26 protein-coding genes are annotated in these 26,810 nt (G+C 63.2%); 8 read left to right on the top strand and 18 right to left on the bottom strand.

What is annotated here, in order from left to right:
• The first annotated feature begins 4 nt into the window (after positions 1 to 4).
• From ACZ1JX_RS03415 to ACZ1JX_RS03405, 3 genes are all read left to right on the top strand, one after another.
• Positions 5 to 988 carry an MBL fold metallo-hydrolase gene (locus ACZ1JX_RS03415; RefSeq protein ID WP_465125389.1) on the top strand — a complete coding sequence of 328 codons (984 nt, stop codon included), beginning with the start codon at positions 5 to 7 and terminating at the stop codon, positions 986 to 988.
• 92 nt (positions 989 to 1,080) lie between these two features.
• On the top strand, positions 1,081 to 2,295 hold the full coding sequence (locus tag ACZ1JX_RS03410) for an argininosuccinate synthase (protein ID WP_465125388.1): 1,215 nt from the start codon (positions 1,081 to 1,083) through the stop codon (positions 2,293 to 2,295).
• A 968-nt stretch (positions 2,296 to 3,263) separates the two neighbouring features.
• Positions 3,264 to 3,878 (top strand): hypothetical protein, encoded by a 615-nt coding sequence (locus ACZ1JX_RS03405; RefSeq protein ID WP_465125387.1) that lies wholly within the window; start codon positions 3,264 to 3,266, stop codon positions 3,876 to 3,878.
• Positions 3,879 to 4,050: 172 nt separating this feature from the next.
• Here ACZ1JX_RS03405 and ACZ1JX_RS03400 read toward each other — a convergent pair whose 3' ends face one another.
• From ACZ1JX_RS03400 to ACZ1JX_RS03375, 6 genes are all read right to left on the bottom strand, one after another.
• On the bottom strand, positions 4,051 to 4,482 hold the full coding sequence (locus ACZ1JX_RS03400) for a CHRD domain-containing protein (RefSeq protein WP_465125386.1): 432 nt from the start codon (positions 4,480 to 4,482) through the stop codon (positions 4,051 to 4,053).
• Positions 4,483 to 4,599: 117 nt separating this feature from the next.
• Positions 4,600 to 5,268 carry a TadE/TadG family type IV pilus assembly protein gene (locus ACZ1JX_RS03395; protein ID WP_465125385.1) on the bottom strand — a complete coding sequence of 223 codons (669 nt, stop codon included), beginning with the start codon at positions 5,266 to 5,268 and terminating at the stop codon, positions 4,600 to 4,602.
• Complete coding sequence (locus ACZ1JX_RS03390) at positions 5,262 to 5,846, bottom strand: TadE/TadG family type IV pilus assembly protein (RefSeq protein WP_465125384.1); 585 nt, start codon at positions 5,844 to 5,846, stop codon at positions 5,262 to 5,264. The genes ACZ1JX_RS03395 and ACZ1JX_RS03390 overlap by 7 nt, the downstream gene beginning before the upstream one ends.
• Positions 5,843 to 7,789: a TadE/TadG family type IV pilus assembly protein gene (locus ACZ1JX_RS03385; RefSeq protein ID WP_465125383.1), complete on the bottom strand. Its 1,947-nt coding sequence runs from the start codon at positions 7,787 to 7,789 to the stop codon at positions 5,843 to 5,845. The genes ACZ1JX_RS03390 and ACZ1JX_RS03385 overlap by 4 nt, the downstream gene beginning before the upstream one ends.
• 142 nt (positions 7,790 to 7,931) lie before the next feature.
• Positions 7,932 to 9,122 carry a CaiB/BaiF CoA transferase family protein gene (locus tag ACZ1JX_RS03380; RefSeq protein ID WP_465125382.1) on the bottom strand — a complete coding sequence of 397 codons (1,191 nt, stop codon included), beginning with the start codon at positions 9,120 to 9,122 and terminating at the stop codon, positions 7,932 to 7,934.
• 13 nt (positions 9,123 to 9,135) lie between these two features.
• The gene (locus ACZ1JX_RS03375; protein WP_465125381.1) at positions 9,136 to 10,683 is read right to left on the bottom strand and encodes an acetyl-CoA acetyltransferase; all 1,548 of its coding nucleotides are present in this window, start codon (positions 10,681 to 10,683) and stop codon (positions 9,136 to 9,138) included.
• Positions 10,684 to 10,780: 97 nt separating this feature from the next.
• Here ACZ1JX_RS03375 and ACZ1JX_RS03370 point away from each other — a divergent pair, with 97 nt between their 5' ends.
• A complete protein-coding gene (locus ACZ1JX_RS03370) occupies positions 10,781 to 11,734 on the top strand; it encodes a LysR family transcriptional regulator (RefSeq protein ID WP_465125380.1) in 954 nt (317 codons plus the stop codon).
• Here ACZ1JX_RS03370 and ACZ1JX_RS03365 read toward each other — a convergent pair.
• The gene (locus ACZ1JX_RS03365) at positions 11,731 to 12,741 is read right to left on the bottom strand and encodes an AraC family transcriptional regulator (RefSeq protein WP_465125379.1); all 1,011 of its coding nucleotides are present in this window, start codon (positions 12,739 to 12,741) and stop codon (positions 11,731 to 11,733) included. The genes ACZ1JX_RS03370 and ACZ1JX_RS03365 overlap by 4 nt on opposite strands.
• Positions 12,742 to 12,960: 219 nt before the next feature.
• Between ACZ1JX_RS03365 and ACZ1JX_RS03360 the strand changes: the two genes are divergently transcribed.
• From ACZ1JX_RS03360 to ACZ1JX_RS03350, 3 genes are all read left to right on the top strand, one after another.
• On the top strand, positions 12,961 to 15,390 hold the full coding sequence (locus ACZ1JX_RS03360) for a TonB-dependent receptor (protein ID WP_465125378.1): 2,430 nt from the start codon (positions 12,961 to 12,963) through the stop codon (positions 15,388 to 15,390).
• 123 nt (positions 15,391 to 15,513) lie between these two features.
• Complete coding sequence (locus tag ACZ1JX_RS03355; protein ID WP_465125377.1) at positions 15,514 to 16,251, top strand: SDR family NAD(P)-dependent oxidoreductase; 738 nt, start codon at positions 15,514 to 15,516, stop codon at positions 16,249 to 16,251.
• Positions 16,248 to 17,288, top strand: a complete 1,041-nt coding sequence (locus ACZ1JX_RS03350) for an alcohol dehydrogenase family protein (protein ID WP_465125376.1) — start codon at positions 16,248 to 16,250, stop codon at positions 17,286 to 17,288. Before ACZ1JX_RS03355 ends, ACZ1JX_RS03350 begins: the two co-directional genes overlap by 4 nt.
• On the opposite strand, the gene ACZ1JX_RS03345 is transcribed toward ACZ1JX_RS03350, so the two are convergent.
• Entirely contained in the window at positions 17,263 to 18,420 is a 1,158-nt protein-coding gene (locus ACZ1JX_RS03345; RefSeq protein ID WP_465125375.1) for an aminotransferase class I/II-fold pyridoxal phosphate-dependent enzyme, read from the bottom strand. The two genes, ACZ1JX_RS03350 and ACZ1JX_RS03345, sit on opposite strands and share 26 nt — an antisense overlap.
• A gap of 67 nt (positions 18,421 to 18,487) precedes the next feature.
• Between ACZ1JX_RS03345 and ACZ1JX_RS03340 the strand changes: the two genes are divergently transcribed.
• On the top strand, positions 18,488 to 18,859 hold the full coding sequence (locus tag ACZ1JX_RS03340) for a winged helix-turn-helix domain-containing protein (RefSeq protein WP_465125374.1): 372 nt from the start codon (positions 18,488 to 18,490) through the stop codon (positions 18,857 to 18,859).
• Here the strand turns inward: ACZ1JX_RS03340 and ACZ1JX_RS03335 are convergent.
• From ACZ1JX_RS03335 to ACZ1JX_RS03290, 10 genes are all read right to left on the bottom strand, one after another.
• Positions 18,856 to 20,139: a metal-dependent hydrolase family protein gene (locus ACZ1JX_RS03335; RefSeq protein ID WP_465125373.1), complete on the bottom strand. Its 1,284-nt coding sequence runs from the start codon at positions 20,137 to 20,139 to the stop codon at positions 18,856 to 18,858. The genes ACZ1JX_RS03340 and ACZ1JX_RS03335 overlap by 4 nt on opposite strands.
• 82 nt (positions 20,140 to 20,221) lie before the next feature.
• Entirely contained in the window at positions 20,222 to 20,695 is a 474-nt protein-coding gene (locus ACZ1JX_RS03330) for a hypothetical protein (protein WP_465125372.1), read from the bottom strand.
• 39 nt (positions 20,696 to 20,734) lie between these two features.
• Positions 20,735 to 21,010, bottom strand: coding sequence for a hypothetical protein (locus ACZ1JX_RS03325; RefSeq protein WP_465125371.1), 276 nt, complete (start codon positions 21,008 to 21,010; stop codon positions 20,735 to 20,737).
• A gap of 66 nt (positions 21,011 to 21,076) precedes the next feature.
• Positions 21,077 to 21,862 (bottom strand): NUDIX hydrolase, encoded by a 786-nt coding sequence (locus tag ACZ1JX_RS03320; RefSeq protein WP_465126349.1) that lies wholly within the window; start codon positions 21,860 to 21,862, stop codon positions 21,077 to 21,079.
• A 311-nt stretch (positions 21,863 to 22,173) separates the two neighbouring features.
• Positions 22,174 to 22,497 carry a Grx4 family monothiol glutaredoxin gene (grxD, locus tag ACZ1JX_RS03315; protein ID WP_465125370.1) on the bottom strand — a complete coding sequence of 108 codons (324 nt, stop codon included), beginning with the start codon at positions 22,495 to 22,497 and terminating at the stop codon, positions 22,174 to 22,176.
• 24 nt (positions 22,498 to 22,521) lie between these two features.
• On the bottom strand, positions 22,522 to 22,755 hold the full coding sequence (locus tag ACZ1JX_RS03310; RefSeq protein WP_144901683.1) for a BolA family protein: 234 nt from the start codon (positions 22,753 to 22,755) through the stop codon (positions 22,522 to 22,524).
• Positions 22,755 to 23,078: a DUF1476 domain-containing protein gene (locus ACZ1JX_RS03305; RefSeq protein WP_465125369.1), complete on the bottom strand. Its 324-nt coding sequence runs from the start codon at positions 23,076 to 23,078 to the stop codon at positions 22,755 to 22,757. The genes ACZ1JX_RS03310 and ACZ1JX_RS03305 overlap by 1 nt, the downstream gene beginning before the upstream one ends.
• 97 nt (positions 23,079 to 23,175) lie before the next feature.
• Positions 23,176 to 23,709 (bottom strand): hypothetical protein, encoded by a 534-nt coding sequence (locus ACZ1JX_RS03300; protein ID WP_465125368.1) that lies wholly within the window; start codon positions 23,707 to 23,709, stop codon positions 23,176 to 23,178.
• A gap of 114 nt (positions 23,710 to 23,823) precedes the next feature.
• Positions 23,824 to 24,420: a hypothetical protein gene (locus ACZ1JX_RS03295; protein ID WP_465125367.1), complete on the bottom strand. Its 597-nt coding sequence runs from the start codon at positions 24,418 to 24,420 to the stop codon at positions 23,824 to 23,826.
• A 127-nt stretch (positions 24,421 to 24,547) separates the two neighbouring features.
• On the bottom strand, positions 24,548 to 26,788 hold the full coding sequence (locus ACZ1JX_RS03290) for a prolyl oligopeptidase family serine peptidase (protein WP_465126348.1): 2,241 nt from the start codon (positions 26,786 to 26,788) through the stop codon (positions 24,548 to 24,550).
• Positions 26,789 to 26,810: the final 22 nt, after the last annotated feature.

Below are 26,810 nucleotides of genomic sequence, written 5' to 3'. Positions count from 1 at the left end.
AGTCATGAACTTGCGCAAGGTGATGATGGTGGTTGCAGGCGTGGCTATGCCTAGCCTTGGCGGGCAGGCCCAGGCTGCGCCGGACATCCGCGTCATGCCGATCAACGACCACGTCATCGCCTTCTACGATGGTCGCCCCGCAGAAAGCAGTGTGGACATGGCAAAAGCCACATGGGCGGATCATGGCGCGAACTTCGTCGGCGTGGCCACTTACGCCATTGTCGATGGCGCCGAGGCTCTTGTCTATGACACCTACCCCAGCGTCGCGCAGGCGCAGGTAGTGCGCGATTATCTGACGAGGCGCGGGGTTACGCACTTCATCGTCGCCAACAGCCACTGGCATCTCGACCATGTCGGCGGCAACGCGGTCTATGCCGACAGCACAGTGATCGCGACGGAGAAGACGCGCGCGCAGTTGATCACGCACAAGCCGAAGATCGAGGACGGCACCCTGCAAGGCCCGCCCGCGATCACACCGTTCAAGGTGCCTGAAGTCGGCATCAGCGAACCTACCAGCGTCAGCGTGGGCCGCTACACGGTGGAACTGCGGCCGGTGAACATCCACTCCGCCGATGGTCTCGTGGCGTGGCTGCCACAGGACAAGCTGCTGCTGGCAGGCGATACGCTGGAGGACACCCTCACCTTCATTGCCGAACCGGAGAGTCTGGCAGACCAGTACCGCAATCTCGGCGCGATGAAGGCTTGGGGCCCGACCGGCATCCTGCCCAACCACGGCGACCCGGCGATCATTGCCAGGGGTGGCTACACCACCGCGCTGATCGACATGACCCGGCACTACATCCGTGCGATGACGGAACACGCCCATGACAAGGATTTCACGACGCAGCCAATCGAAAGCTTCCTCTCGGACGAACTCAAGCAGGGCACCGTCAGTCTGTGGTGGGCCTATCGCGAGGCGCACCACGAGAACCTCCAGAAGCTCGCCAGCTACTACAAGGACAAGCCGCTTCCCGACTTCGGCCCCTGACTGCGGGTCGGACACATCCCGGCAAACCTTGCACCCCTGCCCCCCGCCTGTTAGGCGCGCGGCGCGTGTTTCTAAGGGGAGTCGCTCCGCCCATGTCCGATATCAAGAAGGTCGTCCTCGCTTATTCCGGCGGCCTCGACACCTCCGTCATCCTCAAGTGGCTGCAAGTCACATACGGCTGCGAGGTCGTGACTTTCACCGCCGACCTCGGCCAGGGCGAGGAACTGGAGCCTGCGCGCGCCAAGGCCAAGCTGATGGGCGTGCCCGATCACCACATCTATATCGACGATCTGCGCGAGGAATTCGTGCGCGATTTCGTCTTCCCAATGATGCGCGCCAATGCCCGTTACGAAGGCGATTACCTGCTCGGCACGTCGATTGCCCGCCCGCTGATCTCCAAGCGTCTGATCGAGATCGCCCGCGAGACCGGAGCAGACGCTGTCGCCCACGGCGCGACCGGCAAGGGCAACGATCAGGTCCGCTTCGAGCTCTCGGCCTATGCGCTCGAACCCGGCATCAAGGTCATCGCACCGTGGCGCGAATGGGACCTGACCAGCCGCACCGCGCTGATCGCGTGGGCCGAAGCGCACCAGATCCCGGTGCCCAAGGACAAGCGCGGCGAGAGCCCGTTCTCGACCGACGCCAACCTCCTCCACACCTCGTCTGAGGGCAAGGTGCTGGAAGATCCTTGGGAAGAGACCCCGGACTACGTCTATTCGCGCACGGTCAATCCCGAGGACGCGCCTGACCAGCCGGAATACATCACGATCGACTTCGAAAAGGGCGATGGCGTTGCCCTCAACGGTCAGGCGATGTCGCCCGCCACGCTGCTGGCTGCGCTCAACGATCTGGGCCGCAAGCATGGCATCGGCCGGCTGGACCTGGTCGAAAACCGCTTCGTCGGCATGAAGAGCCGCGGCATGTACGAGACGCCGGGCGGCGAGATCTATGCCCGCGCGCATCGCGGCATCGAGAGCATCACGCTCGATCGCGGCGCGGCGCATCTCAAGGACGAGCTGATGCCGAAGTATGCGGAGCTCATCTACAACGGCTTCTGGTTCGCCCCTGAGCGCGAGATGCTGCAGGCGGCGATCGACCATTCGCAGGCCCGCGTGAACGGCACCGTGCGGCTCAAGCTCTACAAGGGCAGCGCCTCTGTCGTCGGCCGCAAGTCGCCTGACAGCCTCTATTCCGAACGCCACGTGACGTTCGAGGACGATGCGGGCGCCTATGACCAGAAGGATGCGGCGGGCTTCATCAAGCTCAATGCGCTCCGGTTGCGCCTGCTTGCTCAACAAGGCCGCTGATTTCAACGGTTAGCGCAGTGCGCTTCGGCGCTGCAAAAAACTATCCACCAGAAGGTGCGGGGGCTGTGGATAACTCCCGCACTTTTTGCTTGCGCGACTCGGGCTACAGGCGCAGCTTTTGTGTGTCGAGAGCGCGGAAGCCTCGGAATTCAGGGCCTAAACCTCTGAATTCAAAGGACTAAGCGCAAAACGACACGACCACGGATAGTTTGCAGCGTAACCAACCGGCAGGTGCCTTCGGGCCGCTTGCGGATGTGCAAAACTGCGGCCTTCGTGATCGGACTTGGAATGCGGAACGGCATCGTTTTCCACGGTGCAGCGCGCGGGCAGACTTCGGTCTCCATCCAGCGCGATGCGGCGAAGACAAGGATGACGGACAGCATTTCACCCCGGCGAACGGCGGCGTTCGTCCGACTAGGTTAAAGCCCGGTCGGGAGCGAGCCACCAGACAAAGGGGAAACGCCCACGGACGGCTTTTTCCGGCCCGCTCGCAAGAGCGCCGGGACAGTCGCGGAAAACCGGAGCGACGGAGGAGTGCCTGGCACTCGACCGGCGCGGGACGGCGAAAGGACGGATAGCGGCGCGACCTTGTGCGAAAGCACGGATCGGCAGCAGCCCAGGGGCTACGCGCCCCGGACGGCATCCAACCAGACGCACGCCACGCGCAAAGCGCGCTCCGCCGAGCAAAGCCACAAGGCGCATGGACGTCAGCAATGACGGACCAGCGCGGAAAGGCCGAAGCAAGACGCGACGAAACAAGCCAGAGCGGACGTAGAGTGGGGGCCGGCAGCAATGCTGGCCCCCATTTGCTGTTTGGGGTTCGAAGAAGCGCGAGTGATGTGCGCGGATGATAGGAGACTGTCTCCATACTTTTCTGCCACCAAAGATGTTGGCATTCGTATCCCACTACCGCAGAGCAGTAACAATAACGACGATGGATCTGCATTGCGTAGTGAGGACTTGATGCGATGAGAAAAAGCGACCTCATGGCCGGTCTTGCGGCAGGAGGGTTCAAACGCATTGAGGGGAGCAGAAATCTTTACGTTCACGGACGTCTGGAGGAGTTTTCCGGCTGCTATATGCCCCAGTTCCCCAGATGGAGCGGCACTTCAAGATATGGTGGCGCATTCGGAATCTATTGCGCGGCGTTTGAAGCAAAATGGCGCGGCGGCCTTTCCAGGTCAGAGCGGCTAATTGACAACAGTCTACCACTTGCCCTGCACTACATGAATTTGCCGGACACATCGGATAATCCTGCATTCGAACCTGTTGCATCTCCCGATGACTTAGAAATATCCGTTCGCGCCATAGCAGATTACGTGAAAAAGCTTCCCAAAAATGCATCAGATCTAACCAGATGCATTAAAAATAGTGAAATACTAGGAACTAAGTTTTACAGATGGATGAATATAGCTGCCTACTTTTCCGACACAGATATCCTCTTACAGAAGTCCATATCCTTCATGAATTGGATGATTAAACAAGATCCTTCCAGTCAAGAAATTCTGTTAACGAGATTGAGCACAGAACAAGTGGAGATATTCGAGAGAATCGGCACCCAATCCTACGAGAGCGAGCTTTGAAAGCAAAGATCCTCCCTGATTTGGCAGAGCACAAACGGGGAGGTGGCATTCGCGTAAGCGAATGACGGAGGGGTACGAAGCCTCTCCAACATCCCGGATCAAATCCGGGACGCCCCCTTCCCGATCGTCCTTCGGAAAATCAGGGAGGATCATAGTCGCAGACTCCAGACCCTCACTTCACCTCAAGTTGCCCCCGCACCGCGCCCTTGGGGAAATCGGCGGTGTGGATGTTGACGTAGTAGGCTCCCGGTGCAGCGATGATCTTCTTGAGGAGTTCGGGTTCCATCGCGATGCAATCGTCGCTGTCCTTGCCGGTAACCTCGATCGTGGCGACGGGTTTGCCGTCGTTGCCGGCGGTGCCTTCGTGGACGTGGGCCATGGTCGGCTTGGCGGTCTTGTCAGCCCAGAGGGTGAAGCAGAAGTCGCCGGTCTCGTCGTCGACATCGGCCTTGAAGCCGCCAACGCCATCCGGATCGCCGCCTGCTGTTTCAGTCGCACCGCTTAGCGTGGCGACGAGCGTTGCGGGCTTGGCCACGACAGGGCCAGCCGTACCTGCGACAAGGGCAACCGCTGCTGTGATCGCTGCAATATCTGCCTGCTTCATCGACATCTCTCCCTGCTCCGGCCCGGTCGCATGCGACTCTGCCTGCCTCCGGGATGCACTGGACAGACTACACCTTCGCAGCCCCCGCGTGAATTGATCGCGCGCAAGACCGCATGCTCAGGTGCAGGGATAGGTTCCGCCCGTTCCCGTCACGCCCGGGGTAAGATTGCGGTTGTCGCGGATCAGGAACGCGCCCTCCTTGCGCATCACCGGATTGCTCACAAACGTCGTCCCGAGAAGTCCTTCGTACTGGTAGTAGACCTCGACGAACATGACCGCGCTGTTGGCCGCAGCCGTGATCTTGGTCGTGCCGCTGCCCATGCCGGCAAGAGGCGTGCCGGTCAGCCCGTTGCGCGTGGAAGCGTCGCCATAGGCGGACTGCCGCGCGAGGCGTCCGTAGCAGCGCTGCCAGCGGATGTGCTGCTTGCCCGTGGCGCTGTCGCGTTCGAGGCTGGTGAGGATAATCTTGCCGCGCGTAGCGAATTCCAGCCCCGCCGCCTGCTCCTGCGCCCCACGCATGACCTCGTTGATGTCTGCCTCGCTGACCGTCGGCGTGACCACGCTGTTGTCGGTCTGGCCAATGCGTGAGGCGTTGTCTGCCAGCGACAGGGCAATCTCGCTGAGCTTCATGTCGACAGCATTCATGTAGGCAACCTCGATGCCGTAGAGCGCGATCGAGAGGATGAAAGGCGTGACGATCGCGAACTCGATCACCGACACGCCCGACGTGTTGTGCAGCAGGCGGCGCGCAAGGTTGCGGACGAAGGGAAGCGCAGCTTTCAGCATACGCGTGCCGTCGATCCGTAGCTGCCTTCCTGCAGGGCATAAGGCTGGTTGCGCTTGACCGCAGTCGAGGAAATCTCCCGTTCGCTCCAGTCCAACGGGAGGAGCGGGATCGCAAAGACCGGATCATACCGCACGGTGACGGTATAGACGATGACGTCGTTCGCTCCGCCATTGCCAGTGCGACCGAGATCGTCGTCCCACGAGCCGTTGCCGTTCTCGTCGGTGTAACCCTCGCCGGTCGAGCACAGGCCATCACCGTTGCGGTCGTTCAGTGGCTCGCCCTTGTTGGCGTGGGCGAAGTCGAAATAGCTCTTGCGCGTGGAACTGATCCGCGCGCCCGGCAGAATCTTCTCTACCGCGCTAATGACTGCTGCATCAGCGTTGGCCGTGTTGCCAGTCTCCAGAGTGGAATCGCGCGCAGCCTTTTCCACCGCCCCGTCAAGCACGCCGATCGCATAGACCATCTGGCCGAGATCGAGGCATCCGACCAGTGCGAGCAGGAATACCGGCATGACCATGGCAAATTCGACCGTTGTCACGCCGTTCCTGTCGCGAACCAGTTGCTGGTGACGTGTCATTGGTACACCCGCAGTTCGCCCACGTTCTTGGCGATTTCCTGGAATGCGCTGTTCAGCTGCGTGGCATTCGTCGCGAGGAAGGAGCTATTGCTCGAAGCGCAATAGCTGAGATCCGTGGTAAGGCTGGAAGCGAATGCAATGACCCAGATGCGAAAGCCCTTGTCCTTGGCATTATCGCAAAGGGCGCGGAAGCGCAGGGTGTGTCGGGCAGCCTGATCGGTCTGGCCATCGTCTGTCACGCGCCGGTCGTGCCATTCGATCCCGTAGCTCGACTGGATCGAGATGCTCGGCTCCATCTGGCCGTCGGTCATGAAGATGATGTGGCGCGAGACCTTGCCGCCGTTGGTCGGCAGCACGTTCACCGTGCTCGCCCACGGTCCTTCGGGAGAGCTGAGGCGAAGGCCCCAGAGCATCCCGATATCGTGATAGGTCGATCCCGAGGCCGCCAGGGCATCGGCGTAGGAATAGAATGCCGACTGGTTCATCGTCGACAGCAGTTGCGCCTGATAGGGGCAATACGACGAGGCACGCGTGCCCTGCGAGGTCTGCACGGCATTGGTCAGGAACGTGCCCTGCCAATTCGTCACGGTCCGGTAGTACGCCAGCTCGGGCCACATCGGCCCCCATTTCGTGTCCGGGTCATCACTCGGCGCCAGATCGACGTCGAGATCGAGCGCGGTCGAAGGAGACATGCCCGTAACGCCCGAGTAGCTGATGCTACCAGTCGCGTCGCTCTCGCGCTCCTCGATGCAGCCGCCCCATGTATAGCTGGCTGCGGCACCGCTGGACCCGTTCGGCTTGCTGACATCCGCGAAGGTCTTGTAGACGCTAGTGTCGACATTGACCTCCTTGTAGGCCCAGCTCGCGAACTCCTGCCGGGTGCGGGTCTCGTAGATCGGATCAGACGTCGCATAGTTGCGTGTGATGAAGTCGCGCGTCGTGTTGTAGAGAAAGACGCGCCAGCGGTTGTTGTTTTGCCGCTGGCAGATGTACGTCGTCATGCGCTGCGGCTGGGTCGTGGTAGTGGTAACGACCTGCTGTCCGGAACCGTTGGTCGTGGTCGTGGTCCCGGTTGTCGGATTGCCGTTGTTTGCCCAAGGCAAGTCAGCTGGCCGCGCAGCGTTGCAGTTCGCTTGCGAGGAGTAGTTGGTCGAACTGTGCTGCGTGGTGTTGCCGATCGTCTCGGTCGAATAGGTCTGTTCACTGGTATTGACCGGCGCGGACCAGCCCGTGAACACGCGCTCGGTAATCGTGTTGAACACCGGCTCGCGCGACTGGATCGGCCAGGTATCGGCAAGATAGGCCGGATTGAGGTTGTAGATCAGTCGTCCGACGTTGACCGAGGAACTGTAGGGCACGAACGAATACCGGATGCGTGCGTTTGAACCTTGCGTGGCCGTGGCTACGGTATCGTAGAAGTTCTTCATCGCCACGCGCAGGGCCTGAATGCGCGTCTGCGACGTGCCGGACAAGGTGTTGCCCATCGATCCGGTGGTGTCGAGCACCATCGTGATATCGCTGTTGCCCACCCCCATCGTCGCGCTGCACGAAACGCTCACGGGAATGCTGTCGACCCCGAGCAGGTTCATCACGACCGTCTGCACCGTGGTCTGCGCCGTGCCGGTGATCAGATTGCCGTTGTTCGTCGAAGACGTCGTGAAGGTCGTGTTCGTCGCGCCAAGATCGGCCTGGACGAAATTGGTGTTGAAATAGGCCGAGGCCTGACCCCGCGCGGTGGCGTCGTAGCCATTGGTGGTGATCGCCCGGCGACCTGCAAGAGTGCCCGCGTCGCAGGCCGACTGCAGCCGGTTGCGCGCCTTGTACACACGGTTGATGTCTAGCCCGCCGCCGATCAGGGCGATGATGACCGGAACGCTCGCGGCAGCGATCGGCAAAACGCTGCCGCTCGTGCTGCGATGTAGCCTGGTAAGAAACCCCGACATTGCGACCGAACTGCCTTATGCTGCGAAGCGAGAGAGCCAGAAGCGGGTCGGAGAGTTTCCAGAGTCTTACCTTGAGTGGGTTTTCATTCGGGATTTATCTCGAATTAATCGGTAATTTCCCTAATAGAAACATTGGCTTGCATTAACCATCTTTCGGAAGATCAAACGCTTGCCAACCGTGGGTGCGCACCGCTTTGCCGTCCTGATCGATCAGCGGAGGCGGCAGGTTCGGTTTACCATCTGCAGAAACCGCAAACTTCACTGGAGCCGCCTGCTCGAAATAAGCGCCTTCGACGGGATGTTCGCGGCGACGGAAGAAGTCGACTGCAGTCAAGTGCGGGTCATCCATGACCTCGCCGAGATCGCGCACGGCCTGCGCCGGGATCTGCACCGCATGGCAGCGGGAAAGGATTTCGGCGGTGGCCAGTGCGGGCGTGAAGCGGGCAATGGCCTGATACAGTTCGGCCTGCGCCTTGATCCGCAACTGCGGGTTGGACAGGTGTTCCTGATCCAGAAAGTCCGGCTGGTCGAGCAGCGTGAAAATCCGCGCCCACGAATCGTCGGTATAGGCAACGATGCTGATCCAGCCATCTGCCGTGGGGAAAGGCTGGCGATGCGGATCGATCTGGCGGGCATAGCCGACGGGGGCGTTCGGCGGATCGAAAGTCAGTCCGCCCAGATGCTCGAGCAGCATGAAGCTTGAAAACACCTCGAACATCGGCACTTCCACCCGCTGCCCCTCGCCCGTTCGCTGCTTGTGGACGATGGCGGCCATGGCGGCATAGGCAGCGTGCAAGCCCGCCACCTTGTCCGCGATCAGCGATGGCAGATAGCGCGGGCGCGGATCGCCATCGACACGCGGAAGCAGCGTCGCCGTCCCGGTGGCCGCCTGGATCACGTCATCGTAGGCCTGCAGGTCGGCATAGGGCCCGTCCTGACCGAAGCCGACGCAATGGACATAGATGAGGCCGGGATTGATTGCGCGCAGCGTCTCGTAGTCGAGACCGACCCGCTCCAGCGCCTTGCCGCGCACGTTGACCACGAACACATCCGCCTCGCGCAGCAGGTCGAGCATGACCCTCCGGTCCGCCTCCTGTTTCAGGTCGAGCGCAACCGACTTCTTGCCCCGGTTGAGCGCCATCCAGGCCGGGGCCATGCCCGGCGTCACGGCCGCTCTGGCCGACCAGCGGAAGGCATCGCCAATCCCCGGTGCCTCGACCTTGATCACTTCGGCGCCAAGATCGGCGAGTATCTGCGTGGCATAAGGTCCGAACACCACTGTCGTCAGGTCGACCACACGAATGCTTTCGAGCAGCACGGGATTGCCGGTCATGCTTCGGTCTCCATCAGGCAAAGCGGAACTCGGCGCGCTTCTCGCCCTGCTCGATCATAACGTCACGGCCCAGCGGATCCGTTTCGAGCATGGCGGCAATCGTGGCGGCATCGCGGGTTGCGGCGATAAAGCGCCCGCCTTGGGCATGATCGCCGATCACAATGCCCTGATCCGGAGTGCCCTTTGCGTAGGTCACCGTGTAGGTCGTGATGCGACCGGTGCCGGCCTGCTGCTCGGCCATGACCGCAGCTGGCACGGCATCCAGCGATCCCTGCACCGACGCCGTTTCGCACGAAGGCCATGGACGCGGCACGCTCGAAAGCACCGCAGCGCCGTACTTGGACTGGAAGCCGCCGTTCAGCCCGACGAACCCGTAGTTGCCGGGATGCGCGCGCAATCGCTCAGCCATGCTGGCAAAGGCGTGCATCGAATAGTTGTTTCCGGCCCCGCCGAAATAGGGAAGCCCGCCCGTCACCGTCAGCCCTCGCGCATCATCGGCGGCAAGGCCGAGCCCGTCGATCGCGGCGTTGAACACCGGCACCGGAAAGCAGGAATAGAAATCGAACGCCGCGATCTCGTCGACGCCCCGCCCTGCACGTGCCAGCGCCGAGGCGATCGCCGCATTGGCCGCCGGATATCCGCCGATGTCGGGGCGCTCGAGTAACTCCCGCTCGTTCGCCAGCGCGGCGCCGTGGAGATAGACCCACTTGTCTTCACTCACCCCCGCTTCCCGCGCCGCCTTTACCGACATCAGCACGACCGCCGCTGCCTGATTGACCTGATCTCGCGATACCAGCTTGAGCGGATAGGGATCGGCAATCATGCGGTTGCGTTCGCCAGGAGTGGCGATTTCCTCGGGACCCATCGGCTTTACGACAGCGGCACTATACGGGTTTTTCGCCGCAACTTCGGTGAAAGGGGCGAACAGGCGGCCCATTTCCAAAGCATAGGCCTCGCGCGACGATCCAAGGCGAAAGCGCCGGGCGTTCTCGCACAGGGCATAGGCGGTTACCGGCGCGCGAATGCCATGGGCGATGCTGGCAGCAGATAGCGTCCCCTCGAAGCCCATGCCCTTGTCGATCCATTCGACGCCGGCTGCATCGTCGTGCTCTGCCCAGTCGCGGTTTTCGCCCCGGCTCATGAGATGGCGCAGGGTTGAAATTGCCTCGCTGCCAAACAGCAATGCCGCCGCCGTCTCGCCTGCAGCGATACGGTTGCCGAGATCGGCCAGCAGCGCGAGTGGAGATTGCCCGCCGACCTTTTCGAGGATGGCCACCCGCGGCATGATTCCCAACCGCCGCGCCACTGCCAGCGGCATCTTGTCGGCCCGCCCGAACGGAACCTGCATTGCGCCAGACTCTTCGAAAGTGCGGATCGAGCCGACTGCGCCGACGATGCGCGCGACAGCGGCTGCGGCCCCGGTATCTGACAAAGCCGCAGCGGCGGCGCGTGCAGCGAGGTCCGCAAAGGACAAACCAGCATAGTCATCGGCATCAATCCGCTCGACGAACTGGCCCACCCCGACGATCACCGGTGTGCTGTCTGGCACCTGCATAGTCATCCTCTCATTCCCTTTCAGCCGAAGCTATGCGTGTGAGTTTGCGCCGTCCAATCGATTTAACCTTTCGATTTATAGATATCTCGAATATATATGCGTCATGCAGACCGAGGTGGACATCAAGGCGATCCGCTGTTTCATCGCGCTTGCGCAGGAGCTCAGCTTCGGGCGTGCGGCACAGCGGATGAATCTTACCCAGCCCAGTCTCTCGGCACAGATCCGCAAACTGGAAGAGCAGGTCGGCCAGCGCCTGTTCGAACGCACCACCCGCGCAGTCAGGCTCTCGCCAGTGGGCCAGTCCTTGCTCGAGCAGGCGCGGACGTTCCTTGCCCAGGCCGATGCCTTCTCGGCCCACCTCGCCGCATGGCGCGAACGGCCTGACCGTCGCATCGTGCTCGGCGCTCCGATCTACACCTTCGAATTGCCTCAGCACGGCGCGCTGCTCTCGGCGATCGCGCGCGAACTTCCCGACATCGCCTTGCGCGTCGATAACGACTTCGCGCATTCGCTCTGCGAGGGCCTCATCCGCGACACCGTGGATCTCGCCATGGTCGTCGCTGCCCCGGTACCACACGAGCGATACCTTTCCGACATGGCCGCTGGTAGCGCAGGCGAACTTGAAATGCCCGATGGCCTACCACGCCTCACCATCAGCCGTGAGCCAATCGGCCTTGCCATTCCGCAGGAGCACGCACTTGCCCGTTTCGACATCGTCCCGGCCGAAGCCCTGTCCGGAACTGTGATCGCGATGCTCGCCCCGCTGCACGGCCGAAGCCTCTACAAACCGATTTCTGCCTGGCTGTCTGCGTCAGGCGCATCCGGCTTCCTGCCCCCAGAAGCCCATGCCTTCGCGCTGGAGCGCTACTGTCGCGAATATCGCATTCCTGCGATCTCGATTGCCCAGTTCAGACCACGCGATCACGGCAACGTCGTCTATCGCCCGGTCGCCGGGCTCTCGGTCTTTACCGAGCTGGCCGTGCTGCGCGGCAACCGCAAGCGGCGCTCGGGCATCGAAGATCGACTTTGGGAAATTGCGTCCAATCTCAAAGCCTAAGCCGACAGGACTCCACCCTTTTCCATCCTTGGCGAGCGACTGCGGGCCATAAGCGCCCTGGCCCCCGTCGACATGTGCTGACGCAGGAAGCGGCTCGCCGCGCTGGCATCGGTATAGCCCAGTCGGTGAGACAGCTCGGTCAGGTTGGGTCTGCGCGCCGTCCGGAAATACTCGTCCGCCGTTTGCTTTCGGACCTGTTCGAGAATTGCGGCAAAGGTCGTTCCTCGCTCGGCCAGACGCCGCTGCAGGCTTTGTGGCGAAAGACCGGCCAGCGCCGCGACGTGCGGCAGGCTCGCCTTGCGCTCGGTCAGGTTGGCAGCGATGAAATAGCGTACCTGCTGGACGAGATCCCCCGGCCAGAGACTGTCGGCCTGCGCGAGCTGCTTCTCTAGGTAGCGGACCATGTTCGGGTTAGCGCGCGGCGACGGGCGATGGAGGTCCGACTTGCGGAACACCAGCGCGCAACGGTCCGACCCGAACTCGATCGGGCAGCGGAATACCGCCTGGTGGTAACGGATGCTCGGCGGTGCCGGATGATCCAGTTCCAGCCGGATCGGCGTCCATTCCTCGCCCAGCAACATCCGTACGATGCGCAATTGCAGGGTCAGAGTTGCCTGCAGGAATTGCGAGCCACCAAAGCGTGCAGGCACCATCAGCACATGCCGCAAGGCAGCCTCGTGCCCGGTGATGTCAGTGCTTGATCGCATCGCGGCGCTTTCGAGATGCATGTAGCGCTGGGTAATCCGGCTGGCCTCGTCCAGCGTTGTGCAGTGGTCCCACAGCAGGCTGATCGGACCGAACCCCCGCACGTTGCACCACATCGAAAAGGCCACCCCGAGATCGGCCCGGCCAGACGATATGGCAGCAGACTGCAGCACGTCGACATGGGCGCTGGCCGGCAGCCACTCCGCTTCCTTCGCCTGCTCGACAAAGGCGTAGACGTCTGGCGGGCACAGCCCCCTGAGGTCCAACCCGGAAACTTCGGCAAACTGGATGAACTGACGCATGGCACTGGCATGCGCGAGACCATTTTCTGATTCCATCATGAGGTGATTTGACAACACTGTGCCGCAATCCGTCAAGATCAATTAAGCGATTAAACGCACAATGCCTTCACACCTGCTTCGTGTCCAGCGCCGGACGTCAGGTCATCAATCAGGCAGGCTGCCAAAAAGGCGGCTCCGGTCATCGAAACAGCCGCCAACCACGCGGCATGGGAGGTATGCATGAAAGCAATGTTCTTGCGGAGCGCCGCAGCTGGCGCCGTTCTGGTCGGAGCGCTTGCTCCCTCGCTCGCCCTCGCCCAGCAGGCGCAGGCCGACGAGCAGGCTGGTCCGGGTCTTGCCGAAATCATCGTGACTGCACAACGCCGCACCGAAAATCTGCAGGACGTGCCGATCGCGATCACGGCCGCCAATGCCGAAACGCTGGCACAGGCCCGTGTCGAGAACGTCTCGAACATCCAGGCGATCAGCCCTTCGATCAGCTTCCGCGTGACCAACATCGCCACGTCGAGCGCAAACCTCGTCATCCGCGGCCTCGGCACCACGGGTAACAGCCGCTCCTTCGAGGGCTCGGTGGGCGTGTTCATCGATGGCGTCTATCGCACCCGCGCTGCCGCAGCGCTGCAGAACTTCCTGGATATCGACAATCTTCAGGTCCTGCGCGGCCCGCAGGGCACGCTGTTCGGCAAGAACACCACCGCCGGCGCGCTGCTGCTCAGCTCCGCCTCGCCTTCGCTGAACGATGTGAACGGCGCCGTCGAAGTTACCTACGGCAACTACGATACGCTCATTGCGCGCGGTGCGATCAATGTGCCCTTGTCCGACAAGGTCGCCTTCCGCATCGCAGGCCTCGCCTCCACCGCTGACGGATTCTTTACCGACAGCACGACCGGCCGCACGCTCAACGACAACAAGACCCGCGCGGTCAAGGCCCAGCTCCTGTTCGAGCCGAACGAGAACCTCACCGTCCGCGTGATCGGCGACTATTCGCACAGCCAGGGCAACTGCTGCTACGCGACCTCACCGTTCATCGACGGCCCGACCCAGCCGATCATCAATCTGCTCACGCTCTATCAGCCGGCCAGCAGCCAGCAGTTCCTCGGCGTTCTGGCAGGCCTGATCCCCGCTTCGTCAATGACCCCGACCGGTCGCAAGCTGCCCTCGAATGACCCGTCGAAGTTCGAGCAGACCCTTAACGGCAATGGCATGCAGGAGATCGAGGACTACGGCGGCACCTTGCTCGTCGATGCCCAGATTGGCGAAGGCACGCTCAAGTCCGTTACCTCGGTGCGCAAATTCACCGTCGACCAGCGCGATCTCGACCCCGATTTCTCGGGCGCCGATATCTTCCGCTACAACGAAAGCTTCTCGAGCCGCTTCATCTCGCAGGAACTGACCTACAACACCAAGATTCCTGCGCTCAACGCCGAGGCAGTTTTCGGCCTGTTCTTCTCGGATGAAAAGCTCAAGATGGGCCGCAGCCTGCCTTGGGCCAATCAGGCGCAATTCTACTGGGACGCGATCTTCGCCAGCCTCGGCGTGCCCCCTGGCACGGCCTTCGCCGCACCCGGGACGTGGACGACGGAGCGCATGGGCGGCACGGCCAAGTCCTACGCCGGCTTTGCCCACCTCGACTTCGCGGTAACGAGCAAGGTCAACGTGATCGCGGGTCTGCGCTACTCGGTCGAAAAGAAGCGCGGCTTCTTCAACAACGCCTTCTATCGCCCGGTGCCGACCGACGTATTCACCCTGCTCGGCATCGCCCCGTCGCCCGCCTACGATGCGACCACGACCAACAAGGCGCTCTCGGGCACGCTCGGCCTGCAGTACCGCCCGACCGACGACGTCATGCTCTATGCCACCTATAACCGTGGCTTCAAGGCAGGCGGCGTCAACATGGACGTCAACGCGGCCGGAACGCTGATCAACAACGCTACCGCCTACAACGCCCTGCCTGCTCCGATCCGCGCAGCGTTTTTCGGCAATGCTCCTGCCCAGGCCCCGCTCAATCCGCGCTACAAGCCCGAAAAGGTCAACGCCTTCGAGGTCGGCGGAAAGTTCCAGTACCTGGATGGCCGCGCGCGCACCAACATCGCCTTCTTCTACTACGACCTGTCCGATCTCCAGATCGCGCAGTTCATCGGTCTGCGCTTCACCGTGCTCAACGCCAAGTCCGCCAAGGACTATGGCCTTGAAATCGAGAACATGTTCCAGCTCTCCGACAGCCTGACCCTGGGCCTGGACGGCACCTGGATCCCGCATGCAAAGTATGGCAAGGACACCACGATCGACCCGGTCCTGTCGGACTCGCGCTTCCGTTTCAGCCCCAAGTTTTCGGGCAACGCGACGCTGAACCTCGATCAGCCGATCAACGACAACCTCAACATCCTCGCCCGCGTGCAGGCGCAGTACCAGAGCCGCCAGCTGATCAGCACCGCGACCACTGCCGAACAGGGCCCGGTCACGTTGGTCAACGCCAACCTCGGCTTCAAGCTGCCCAAGACCGGCTTGCTGGTCGAAGGCTGGGTGCAGAACCTGTTCGACAAGACCTGGTTCACCCAGTCCTTCCCGACCCCGCTCCAGACGGGCGACCAGAACGCCTATCCAGGCGCACCCCGCACTTACGGCATCCGCGTCCGCGCCTCGTTCTGAGGTAGAGCGGACCACGGCAGCAAAGGCCCTCGCTCTCATCTGATGGCGGGGGCCTTTTGCATTCGGACAAGGCCGCTAAGCTTGCAGGAGGAGTCGCGGCAATGCGACCCAAAAGGAAGAGCGATGATCGACGATACCGACTTCACCGGAAAGCACGTGCTGGTCGTCGGCGGCTCCAGCGGCATAGGCAACGGCGTGGCCCACGCATTCCGCCAGCGCGGTGCCAACGTCCACGTCTGGGGCACGCGCACGACTGCGGCCGACTACGATCCGGCAGAAGGCTCACACCTTTCCGGCCTTGGCTACACTTGTGTCGATGTCGGCGATCCCGATGCGATCGTGGCTGCACCCAGCCCTTTTGCCACACTTGATGCCCTGATCCTCTGCCAGGGCACCGTCGTCTACAAGCGCGGGGAGTTTGCCCGTGAAGGCTGGGACAAGGTCATGGCCGTCAACCTCGACAGCGTCATGCATTGTGCAATGAAGTTCCGCCCGCAGCTCGCCGAGCGCAAAGGCTCCATCGTCATCGTCAGTTCGGTCTCGGGCTTCAAGGCGAACATCGGCAACCCCGCATATGCTGCATCCAAGGCAGGCGCGGTAAGTCTGACGAAGACGCTGGGTCAAGCCTTCGCCGCCGAGGGCATCCGCGTGAACGGCCTCGCTCCCGGCCTTGTCGACACCAAGCTGACCAAGGTCACAACCGCCAATCCGGAACGCCTCGCCGGCGCCGTGGCCCGCATTCCCCAAGGGCGCATGGGCACGCCCGAAGACATGGCCGGGGCGGCTATCTTTCTTGCCTCGCCGCTGGCCTCATACGTCACCGGCCACACGCTTGTCGTCGACGGAGGGCTCACCCTGTGAAGGCCCTTCGCTACTACGGCACACGCGACATCCGTCATGAAAGCATGGGCGATCCGACCCCACAGTCGGACCGGGATGCCATCGTCAAGGTCGATGCCTGCTCGATCTGCGGCTCGGACCTCCACATCTACCACGGCCACGGCTTCTCCGAGGACATCGGCTTCTGCGTCGGTCACGAAGCTGTCGGCGAAGTCGTCGAAGTTGGCCGCGCCGTCCATCGCCTGAAGGTCGGCCAGAAAGTCATGATCCCGGCAGCCGTCGGTTGCGGTGCCTGCCGTTCGTGCCTGTCAGGCGTGGTAAACACCTGCGAGAACAACGCCTTCGGCTGCTACGGCCTCTCCGCCAAGCTGCAAGGCTCACAGGCCGAAGCCGTTCGCGTTCCAGCGGCCGATATGAACGCGGTGCCGATCCCCGAAGGCGTCTCCAGCGATCAGGCCCTGATGATGACCGACGCCCTTGCCACCGCGTGGTTCGGCGCAAGGCAGGCAGACATCCGGCCCGGATCGTCGGTCGGCGTGATCGGCCTCGGCCCCATAGGGCTGATGGCGGTGGAAAGCGCCTTCGTGATGGGCGCGCATGTGGTCTACGCGATCGACCCCGTGCCCGAACGCCGCGCCATCGCGGCAAGCCTTGGTGCAATCGCGCTCCACCCTGACGAAGCGGCATCTCGCATCAAGGAAGACACCCACGGCCGCCGGCTCGACTGCGTCGTCGAAGTCGTCGGATCTGATGCCACCGTGGACATGGCCCTGCGCCTCGTCCGCGTGCGCGGTACGGTCTCGGTCATCGGCGTCCAGCAATCGCGCCGCTTCCCCTTCCCGCTCGAGCGCGCCTTCGCCGGTGGCCTCACCTTCCGCATCGGCACCTGTTCGGTCCCGGAGGAACTGCCCGCACTGTTCCCGCTCGTCGCCTCGGGTCGCCTTAAGCCAGAACGCTACATCAGCCACCGCCTGCCGCTATCACAGGGCGCTGAGGCCTACCGCCTGTTCGAAGCCCGTGAGGCAGGCGCGCTCAAGATGGTTCTTGTGCCGGACTGACACTGCGCCGTGCAGCAAACCACGGCCCGATCCGCCGCACCGCTTCCTCCACCAGCGGTGTCGAGACCGCAAAGCTGAAGCGGATAAAGCGCTTGCCGTTCACGGGATCGAAGTCCAACCCCGGCGCGGTCGCCACGCCGGTATCGCGCAGCAAGGCCTCGCACAGCGCCAGACTGTCGTCGGTGAATTCGCTGGCATCGGCATAGATGTAGAACGCGCCATCGGGCGGCGCGATGCGGCCCAAACCCATCTTCGGCAGCGCCTCCAGCAGGATCGCCCGGTTGCGCGCATAAGTCTCGACATGCCCATCCAGCTCGTCGCGGCATTCGAAGGCCATCAGCCCCGCCTTCTGCGCCAGCACCGGCGGCGTCAGGAACAGGCTGCCCATCCGCGCCCGCGCCGCATCAATCAGCGCAGGCGGCACGACCAGCCAGCCCAGCCGCCAGCCCGCCATGCTGAAATACTTCGAGAACGAATTGACGATCACCGCATCGGGCAGATGCTCCAGCATTGATGCCGCCTTCGCGCCATAGCTCAGCCCATGGTAGATCTCGTCCGAGATGACCTTGATGCCCCTGCGGCGGCACACTTCGGCAATCGCCGCCAGTTCCTCGGGCGCGATGATCGTGCCGGTCGGATTGGCCGGACTCGCCACGATCAACCCTTCGGGCACGGGGTCGAGCGCATCGACCGCAGCCGCCGTCACCTGAAAACGCTCGTCCGGACCGCATTCCATCTCGACCGGTTCGAGGTACATCGCTTTCAAGGAATTCCGGTAGGCCACGTAGCCCGGCCGCGCCAAAGCGATCCGCGCGCCCGGCCGGAACAGGCACGACAGCGCCATGACGAACGCAGGCGATGCCCCGCAAGTCAGGATCACCTGCTCCCGCTCCACGCTCACGCCATAAGCATCGGCATAACTGCGCGCGATCCGCTCCTTCAACGGCACGCTTTCCCAGTACCCCATCGCCTCGCTGTCGAGCACCTCGTGCGCCAGCGCGATGGCCTTGGCGGGTGCCCCGGTGGAAGGCTGCCCGAACTCCATGTGGATCACGCTCGCCCCAGCAGCCTCCATGTCATGCGCGAGGCGGGAGACGGCGATGGCGTGGAACGGTTCGACTTCAGCAATCATCGCAGCGTGCTAGTTGCCACCGAAACAAGTTGCAAGTGCAGCGCTCACACCGATACCTTGCCCCGCGATGCAGCGCCTCAAACTCAAGATCCAGCTCTACTGCGCCGACGAGATCGCCATGGGCCCCGGCAAGGCCGACCTGCTCGACGCCATCGCGAAGCACGGCTCCATCTCCGCCGCCGCCCGCGCCATGGACATGAGCTACCGCCGCGCATGGCTGCTGGTCGACGCGATGAACCGCTGCTGGCGCGAACCATTGGTCGAAACCTCCCCCGGCAGCGCCAAAGGCGGCGGCGCAAAGCTCACCGCGCTCGGACAAGCCGTGCTGAACCACTACCGCGCTCTGCAGGAGCGCTTGCAGGGAAGCTCAGACTGCCCGGACTATCAGGCCCTCGCCAAGGCCATGCTGGCGGAACCGAAGGCCAGCCAGAAGGCCTAACGCCCCACTGGCCCCTTCCACAGCACGCCGTCCTTCATCACCAGCGCAACCTTGCGGATCACGGAAATGTCGGCGAGCGGATTGCCCTCGACCGCCACCAGATCCGCCAGCATCCCCGCCTTGACCGCGCCAAGCCTGTCGCCGATCCCGAACATCTTGGCATTGCCCGATGTCGCGGCAATCGCCACCTCGGATGGCGTCATCCCGCCCTTGACCATCAGTTCGGCCTCGCGCGCATTGTCGCCATGGGCATACACGCCAACGTCGCCGCCCATGCAGATCGCCACGCCTGCCTTGCGCGCCTTGGCCAGTGCATCGAAACCTTCCTGCACGCCCTTGGGCACCGGTGCCTCACCATTCCATCCGCGATAGCGCGCAATGGCATCGCCTGCGGCAAGCGTCGGGCAGAAACCAACGCCCTTGGCCTTCATTGCCGCGAAGACTTCAGGCGTGCCTTCATCGCCATGCTCGATGGTATCGACGCCCGCTGCCACAGCGCGGCGCATGCCTTCTGCGGTGCTCGCATGAGCAACCACTTCACGCCCGGCACTGTGAGCCGCCTCGACCGCTGCTTTCAACTCGCTTTCGGTGAACGTCGGACGGCTCGGCTCACCTGGGCCCCAGCGATAATCGGCATAGAGCTTCACAAGATCGGCCCCGGCTCCGATCTGCCGCCGCACGACATTGACAAGTTCTGGCCCGCCCGCCTCCTCAGCGCCCAGCGGCACCGCCACGCCTGGTTCAAATCCGCGCGGTCCATAGGCTCCCGGCGCAACGATTGCCCGCGTCGCCACCAGCATGCGCGGACCCGGTACGATGCCCTGCTCGATCGCCTGCTTGAGCCCGACGTCGGCATAGCCCGCCCCTTCGGTTCCAAGATCGCGCACCGTGGTGAATCCTGCCATCAGCGTAACGCGGGCGTGGACCGTGGCGCGAGCCGTGCGCAGTGCGAGAGATTCGTGCAGGACCTGATCGTCCCACGGCGTCTCGTTGTAGGGATGCAGGAAGAGGTGCGAATGCCCCTCGATCATGCCGGGCATCAGCGTCGTGCCGGGCAAGGCAATGATCGAAGCCTGCGCAGGAGCGGGAAGGTCAGGCCCGACCGCCTCGATGCGATTGCCGCGCACCAGCACGGCCCAACCCTTGTGCAGAACCGCGTTCTCGCCATCGAACACGGCATCGGGGCGCAGCAGCGTCAGCGCCTCCTGCTTCTCAGCGGCAAGCAGGGGATTTGCGCAAAGCGCGAGGGCTGCAGCGAAAACGCGAGAAATCAGACGCATGGGCCATCCTTTCGGTTGGCCTCAGCATAGCGGTCATGGCGCTCGCAACAATGCGCCTCGGCAACCTTTTACGATGGCCCTGTCAGGCAGCTTCTTCGTGACGAAGTTCGGCCAGTTGCGCATCGGTGCGCGGGAGCACGCCGATGCCGCCGACAGTGCGGCGGTCGAGATCGGCCAGACGGATATCCGGGCTTTGACGGGTCAGGTCGCGCATGTGCTGCACGCGGATCACCGCCATGACGCACCCCAGCGTCGCGATCGACACGGAAAGGCGCCACATTGCAAATTGCCCGCTCTGCACGGTCGAGAGAAATTCGGCAAAACACTGCCAGACCGTCACTGCGCCCAACAGCTCCGTCGCACGTTGGCGCGGAGCTGCCAGAAGCAACGCATTTGCCAGCAGGAACGAACCAACGCCCGCCATAGTCGGCGTCAGCGTATCGGTAACGTATCCGAAACCTAGCGAAAGCGCGGTCGCAAGCGCGACGACGCGGCCGGAACGGGCGATCTGACCTGGGGTCAACATGTCGAGTGGGCTACGCATGATGTGGATCATGCATGCGCCGTCTCAACAATTCGTTACGGCACGCAGGGCTCAGCCGAGCGCGCGGATAAAGCCAATAATTACAGCCCATAACATTAGCGATGCGATGGCAGGAAATCCGAGCCTCACCCAGCCAGGAGCCTTGTCCACCCGCGAATCACCCACCGGGCCGTCCTCATGCGCCCGCAGAATCTCATGCTGCAGAGCATGGACGGGGGAATGGACGGGGACATCCATGGCACGCGCCTCGCGTGGACCATCGCGTGACGAGCGGCCCTCCACTTCGGGCGCTGCGGACATGTCCATCGAGAGGAGAGGCTGGGGCATCGTGGAGACCACTTTGTCGCGGCGCGCTCAACTTCCGCTTAGCGGAGCCCTACGCAGTCTTGCGGATCACCCCCGCTGCGCCATTTCAAGCGGCTCACCCAGCACGGGATAGCCCAGGTTGTCCGGGATCATCAGCCAGTGCTTGTCATCGCGCTTCTCGATGAACGGACTGATCGTACCGATCGGCGTTGCCTCGGCGTGGACTCTCGCGTCCTCGAAGCTGCCGAACAATGCCAGCCGCTCCAGATTCCGCCGCGTCGGGAAGATCACCCGGATCTTGCCTTCTTCTGCAAGATCGAGCGCCCCCTTTGCGCTCGCCCAGAACAGGTGCCGGTTCTCCGTGGCGTCCACTTCGATATCGACCGCCCCCGTGCCCAGATCGGCGAGATAGAAGCGGGTGTCGAAAATTCTTTCAGTCCGGTGCTTGGGCCACCAGCGCGCGAAGGGCACCAGGCGCTCAGGCGCAAGGCTCCAGCCGAAAGCATCCAGCACCGGCGCCAGATCACCGCCCGAGATCAGCATCCGCCGCGCCTGCGCAGCAAGGCTTCCATCAACCACGCCGTCGATACCGACGACCAGCCCGGTCTCCTCCAGTGTTTCGCGTACCGCCGCCACTCGCGCGGCCATGTCGTCAAGGTCGCCGCCGATGCGCGCAGCCAGCTCGCGATCTGCCGGGTCGATCTTGCCGCCGGGAAACACCGTCGCGCCGCCTGCAAACTTGAGGCTCGCATTGCGCTCGACCATCAGGATTTGCGGCGCACCGCCTTGCGGATCATGCCGGAAGATGACGATCGTTGCCGCGGGAGTCGTCTTGCTCAGCCAGTTTTCGGGCTCGATATCGTGTGTTTCCATCATCGTGCATCATGTCTGGCGCAGCGTCGCTTGCCAAGCCTGCAACACTTGTCGGTTCATTTTACACCTCCCTCCACGCAACGGCTCGGTGGCGCAACAAAACCCACAGAATTTGGCGGATTCTCAAGTTTGGCACGATGTCTGCATAACCCTCTTCGTCCCGAAGAGTAGCTTCTTCTCGAGGCGGAGCCAGTCCCCCCGGTCTCTTATGGCTCCGCCTCTCCCGGGACCTCTCATCACAGCAGGCAAAAAAAGACGCGACCGGCAATGCCGACCGCGCCTTTGCATTATCTGTCAGGAAACTCGGAAGATCAGGCGGCCTTGACGCCCGCCTCTTCCATGAGCTGCTGCAACTCGCCAGCCTGGAACATTTCCATCATGATGTCCGAGCCACCCACGAATTCGCCCTTCACGTAGAGCTGGGGGATCGTCGGCCAGTCGGAGTAGGACTTGATGCCACTGCGGATTTCCATGTCCTGCAGAACGTCGACCGAGGCATATTCCACGCCAAGGTGTTCAAGGATCGCAATCGCCTTGCTGGAAAAGCCGCACTGCGGAAACAGCGGCGTGCCCTTCATGAACAGGACGACGTCATTGCCATTGACGATTTCGGAGATGCGCTGCTCGGTAGACATGAGGGATCGGTTTCCTTTCCGCTCTCAGTTGGGAACGGCAGTGGTCAGTTGCAAGGCATGCAGTTCGCCGCCCATGCGTCCGCCCAAGGCCTCGTAGACCAGTTTGTGCTGCTTGACTCGTGGCAGACCGGCAAACGCGGCTGAAACCACGCGCGCGGCATAGTGATCGCCATCGCCCGCCAGATCGGTGATCTCGACCACCGCGTCGGGCAAGGCCGCACGGATCATCGCTTCAATCTCGGCGGCGGGCATCGCCATCAGACTTCGCCCATCAGCTGGCGACGGGCATCGACCGACTTGGCCTCCAGAGCCAGGCGCACATCGCTCTCGTCGATGTCGACGCCAGCGGAGATAAGGTCGCCCAGCACCTTGCGGATCATGTCCTCGTCGCCCGATTCCTCGAAATCTGCCTGCACGACCGACTTGGCATAGGCCTCGGTCTCAGCCGCATCGAGCCCCATGCGTTCGGCGGCCCAGGTGCCCAGCAGACGGTTGCGGCGGGCATGGACGCGGAACAGCATTTCCTCGTCGTGGGCGAACTTGGCCTCGAATGCCTTCTCGCGATCGTCGAATGTGGTCATCGGCCGGTATCCTCTGTGAAAACGAGATCACCTTGCCGATAATCAGACCCGGCTCCCGCCGCAAGGGATCACGAAAAGAAACACAGCGCCAGAAGCATCAAAGGCGACCCTTCCGGAGATCGAGCAGCACGCCACCGTCGCGGCTCACGTCGCACGAGAACCGGTCACCGTTGCGCAGTGTGCCCGAAACCCGATAGCCGTCGCCATTGCGCGTGGCATCGTAGACTTCCTCGATATCGCCGCTGCGCTCTGCCTCGGTAACGCAGGCGTCCACCGCATCGTTCAAGCCACGTGCGCTGGAACCGGAAGTCGCACCGCCCTGATCGCGCCAATCGTCGCGCCTGTCATCACGACGCTCGTCTTCGTGCCGATAGCGATAGCTGTCGTCCTCACGCGCGTTGCGGTTCCTTTTGTCGGCATTGCTCGCGGCTGTCGCGATCGCGGCAATGCCGCCGATGATCAGCAGCCCTGCCAGCACGTCGCCGCCATCGATGCCGCCGCGGTCGCGATGCCAGCCACGTCCACCCCAGCCTCCGCGATCCCATCGGCCATGCGCCTCTGCCGCAACCGGCAGGAGCGTCGTGGCCAGTGCAGCGCCCGCCAGCGCGATCTTCGCAATCCGTCCTGCCATGATGCTGTTCCCTTCCAGCCGGCCACCTGCCCCGATCCACGGGCGGGCAGCCGGATCCCGAAAGGCTAGGCGGCCCAGGCTTTCCGATGCCTGAACCGCCCGCCTTGTTGTCCGTTAAAGGCCGCGAATGCCGCTGTAGTCGATATCGACCACCCGGCCCCGCTCGACCTTGCACTTGAACGATCCGCTGTCATAGCCACGCAGCGAATTGTCCCAGCCGCGATAGTCGCCGCCCCAGCCGCGACCATAGTAGCGGTCACCGTCGCGCCAATCGCGGCCCCGTGTGTTCACGGCAATCCGGCCGCGCACTTCATAGCCCCAGCGGGTGTTGCGCACGTCGCGGATGTCGGTCACGTCCGCGCGGCCATAGCTGTAGCGCGCGGCATTGCGTTCGGCAGTGCGCACGCACTGCTCGATCGCCTGGCGCGGGTTGCCGCGGCCATAGTAGCCATCGCCGTAGCGACGGTCGTTCCAGCCATCGCGGCCGCGCCAGTCGTCGCCATAGCCATAGCGATCGTAATCGCGTCGGTCGTTGTTGTTGCTGGCGGCAGCGGCAATCGCGGCAATGCCGCCGATCACCAGCGCGCCTGCGATGATATCGCCACCGTCAATTCCGCCGCGATGGTCGCGGGCGACTGCCGGCGTGGCCGAAGACACCGCAACCGCAGCGGCGGCAACGGTTCCGACGAGGGCCTTGGGTAGAGTCTTCATGGTGCAAGTCCTTCAAGTCCGGCGAGCCTTTCCCGCCACGCATGAAGGATTGCCTGATTCGCCGTGAGATGACGCTGAACCACGGCGACAGCTTCCATTCAGCTAATTGACAACGAAGATGAACGAACTATCGCTGCGCCGTTTCGCTCCCGAGGCCAGTCCAATAGGCGAGGAAAGAGAGCACGTCGGCCCCGCTGCCGATGACCTTCTCCACCGGCTTGCCCGCCCCGTGCCCGGCCTTCGTTTCCACGCGCAGCAGGTGCGGCCGCTCCCCGATCTGCGCCGCTTGCAGGGCCGCCACGTACTTGAAGCTGTGTGCCGGAACCACGCGATCGTCGTTCTCGGCGGTGGTGACAAGGATCGCCGGATAGGCCTTGGCATCGGCGATGTTGTGATAGGGCGAATAGGACCGCAGCGTCCGCCAGTCTTCCTCGCGATCAGGCCTGCCGTAATCGTCGACCCAGAACCGCCCCGAGGTGAACCGGTCGTAGCGCAGCATGTCCATCACGCCGACGTCGGGGTTCGCTGCGGCAAACAGGTCGGGCCGCTGGTTGACCACCGCGCCCACCAGCAGCCCGCCGTTCGATGCCCCCTGCACCGCAAGCCCGCCCTTGGCTGCAATGCCCTCGCGGATGAGGTACTCGCCTGCCGCGATGAAGTCGTCGAAGCTGTTCTGCTTCTTGTCGCGCCGCCCGGCCTCATACCAGCCGCGCCCCAGTTCTCCCCCGCCGCGCACATTGGCCAGGGCAAAGGCCCCGCCTGCCTCGAGCCAGGCCATGCGCACCGGCGAGTATCCCGGTGTCAGCGCAATATCGAAACCACCGTAGCCATAAAGCAGCGTCGGCAGCGGCTTGCCCGCCGTCGCCAGCGCCCGCTTGCGCACGATATAGATCGGCACCATCGTGCCATCGCGCGATGGATATTCGCGCTGCTCGACAAGGTAGTCGGCCGGATCGAACGCCATCTTCGGCACCGCAAACGGCGTCACCGCGCCGCTGTGCAGGTCCATGCGATAGATCGCCGGGGGCAAGTTGAAGCTGGTGAACTGGTAGAACGTCTCCGCATCGCCCGGTCGTCCGCCAAAGCCGCTTGCCGTGCCGATCCCGTTGAGCGTGATCGCCCGGCCCGGCTTGCCCTTGCGGTCGGTCATCACCGCTACCGTCTGTCCGTCCCTGAGATACGAGAGCAGGAAGCGGTCGCCGATCATCCGCGCCCCTTCCAGCGTATTGCCACGCTCGGGCACCACGATCTTCCAGCCGTCCTTCGGGCGGGCAAGGTCGATACTGACCAGATGATAGTTCGCAGCGCCCCGGTCGGTCAGGAACCACAGCCGGTTGCCGATCCCGGCCACCAGTTTCCAGTGATCGGCAATCTCGGGCACCAGCGGCTGTGCGTTCCATTGGCCTGCGGGCCTGCCTTCCAGCTGGATCAGGTGAACCGCGTTGCGCTTGTCCGTGCTGACCTCGCTGACCACCACTGCCCAGCGCCCGTCGCTGGTCACCAGCGCCTTGTGGCTCCATTCCGGGTGATCCGGCGATGCGTGGACCAGTTCGTCCTGCTCCTGCGCCGTTCCAATGCGATGGAACCACACCGCCTTGTTGAATCGGGGCGCACGCGGATCATCACCCGCTTTGGGCGCGGGAAACCGCGAATAGAGGAAGCCCTCCTCTCCCACCCAGGCAATCTCGGTATCGTTGGCCCATTGAAGCTGCTCGTCGAGCACCCGGCCCGTGCCGACTTCGACCACCCGCAACGTCCGCCAGTCGCTGCCCGCTTCCTGCACGGCGTAGGCAAGATATCGGCCCGAGGGCGAAGGCTCCCACTGCGCCAGGGCGAGCGCTCCGTCCGTGCTCCAGCCATTGGGATCGAGCAACAGGCGCTGTTCCCCATCCACGCCTTTGCGCACCCACAGCGCAGACTGGTTCTGCAGACCGGTATTGCGGCTGTAGAAGTAGCTCCGCCCCGCCTTGCGCGGCAGACCATAACGCTCGAAATCGAACAGCTCGCGGATACGGCTGGCAAAGCGCTCGCGCCCCGGCAGGCGTGCGAGATAATCCCCGCTCAGCGCGTTCTGCTGTGCAATCCACTTCGCCACATCGCCATCGCTGCGCGGATCGGCTTCGAGCCAGCGGAACGGATCGGCCACGCGCTGCCCGAACACCTGCTCGACCAGACCATCGTTCCTGGTGGCAGGATAGGCGCTTCGCGGCAGGACAAGACGGTGAAGTGCAGCAGACGCAGACCCGCCCCCTGAGGACGGCAGCACGGCCTCGGCACTATCGGCAAGCGCAGGCTGCGCCGACAACAGCAGCGCCGCCATCAGCATGACGCCAGCGAGGCGCCGCCCGAACCTGTCCGTCTCCCACATCATCGTTGCCAGTGATTTAGCA

Source organism: Novosphingobium sp. BL-A-41-Hi4A-0G (assembly GCF_055521735.1).
Note: the sequence above shows the minus strand (reverse complement) of the source record. Positions and strands in the feature narration are given on the sequence as shown.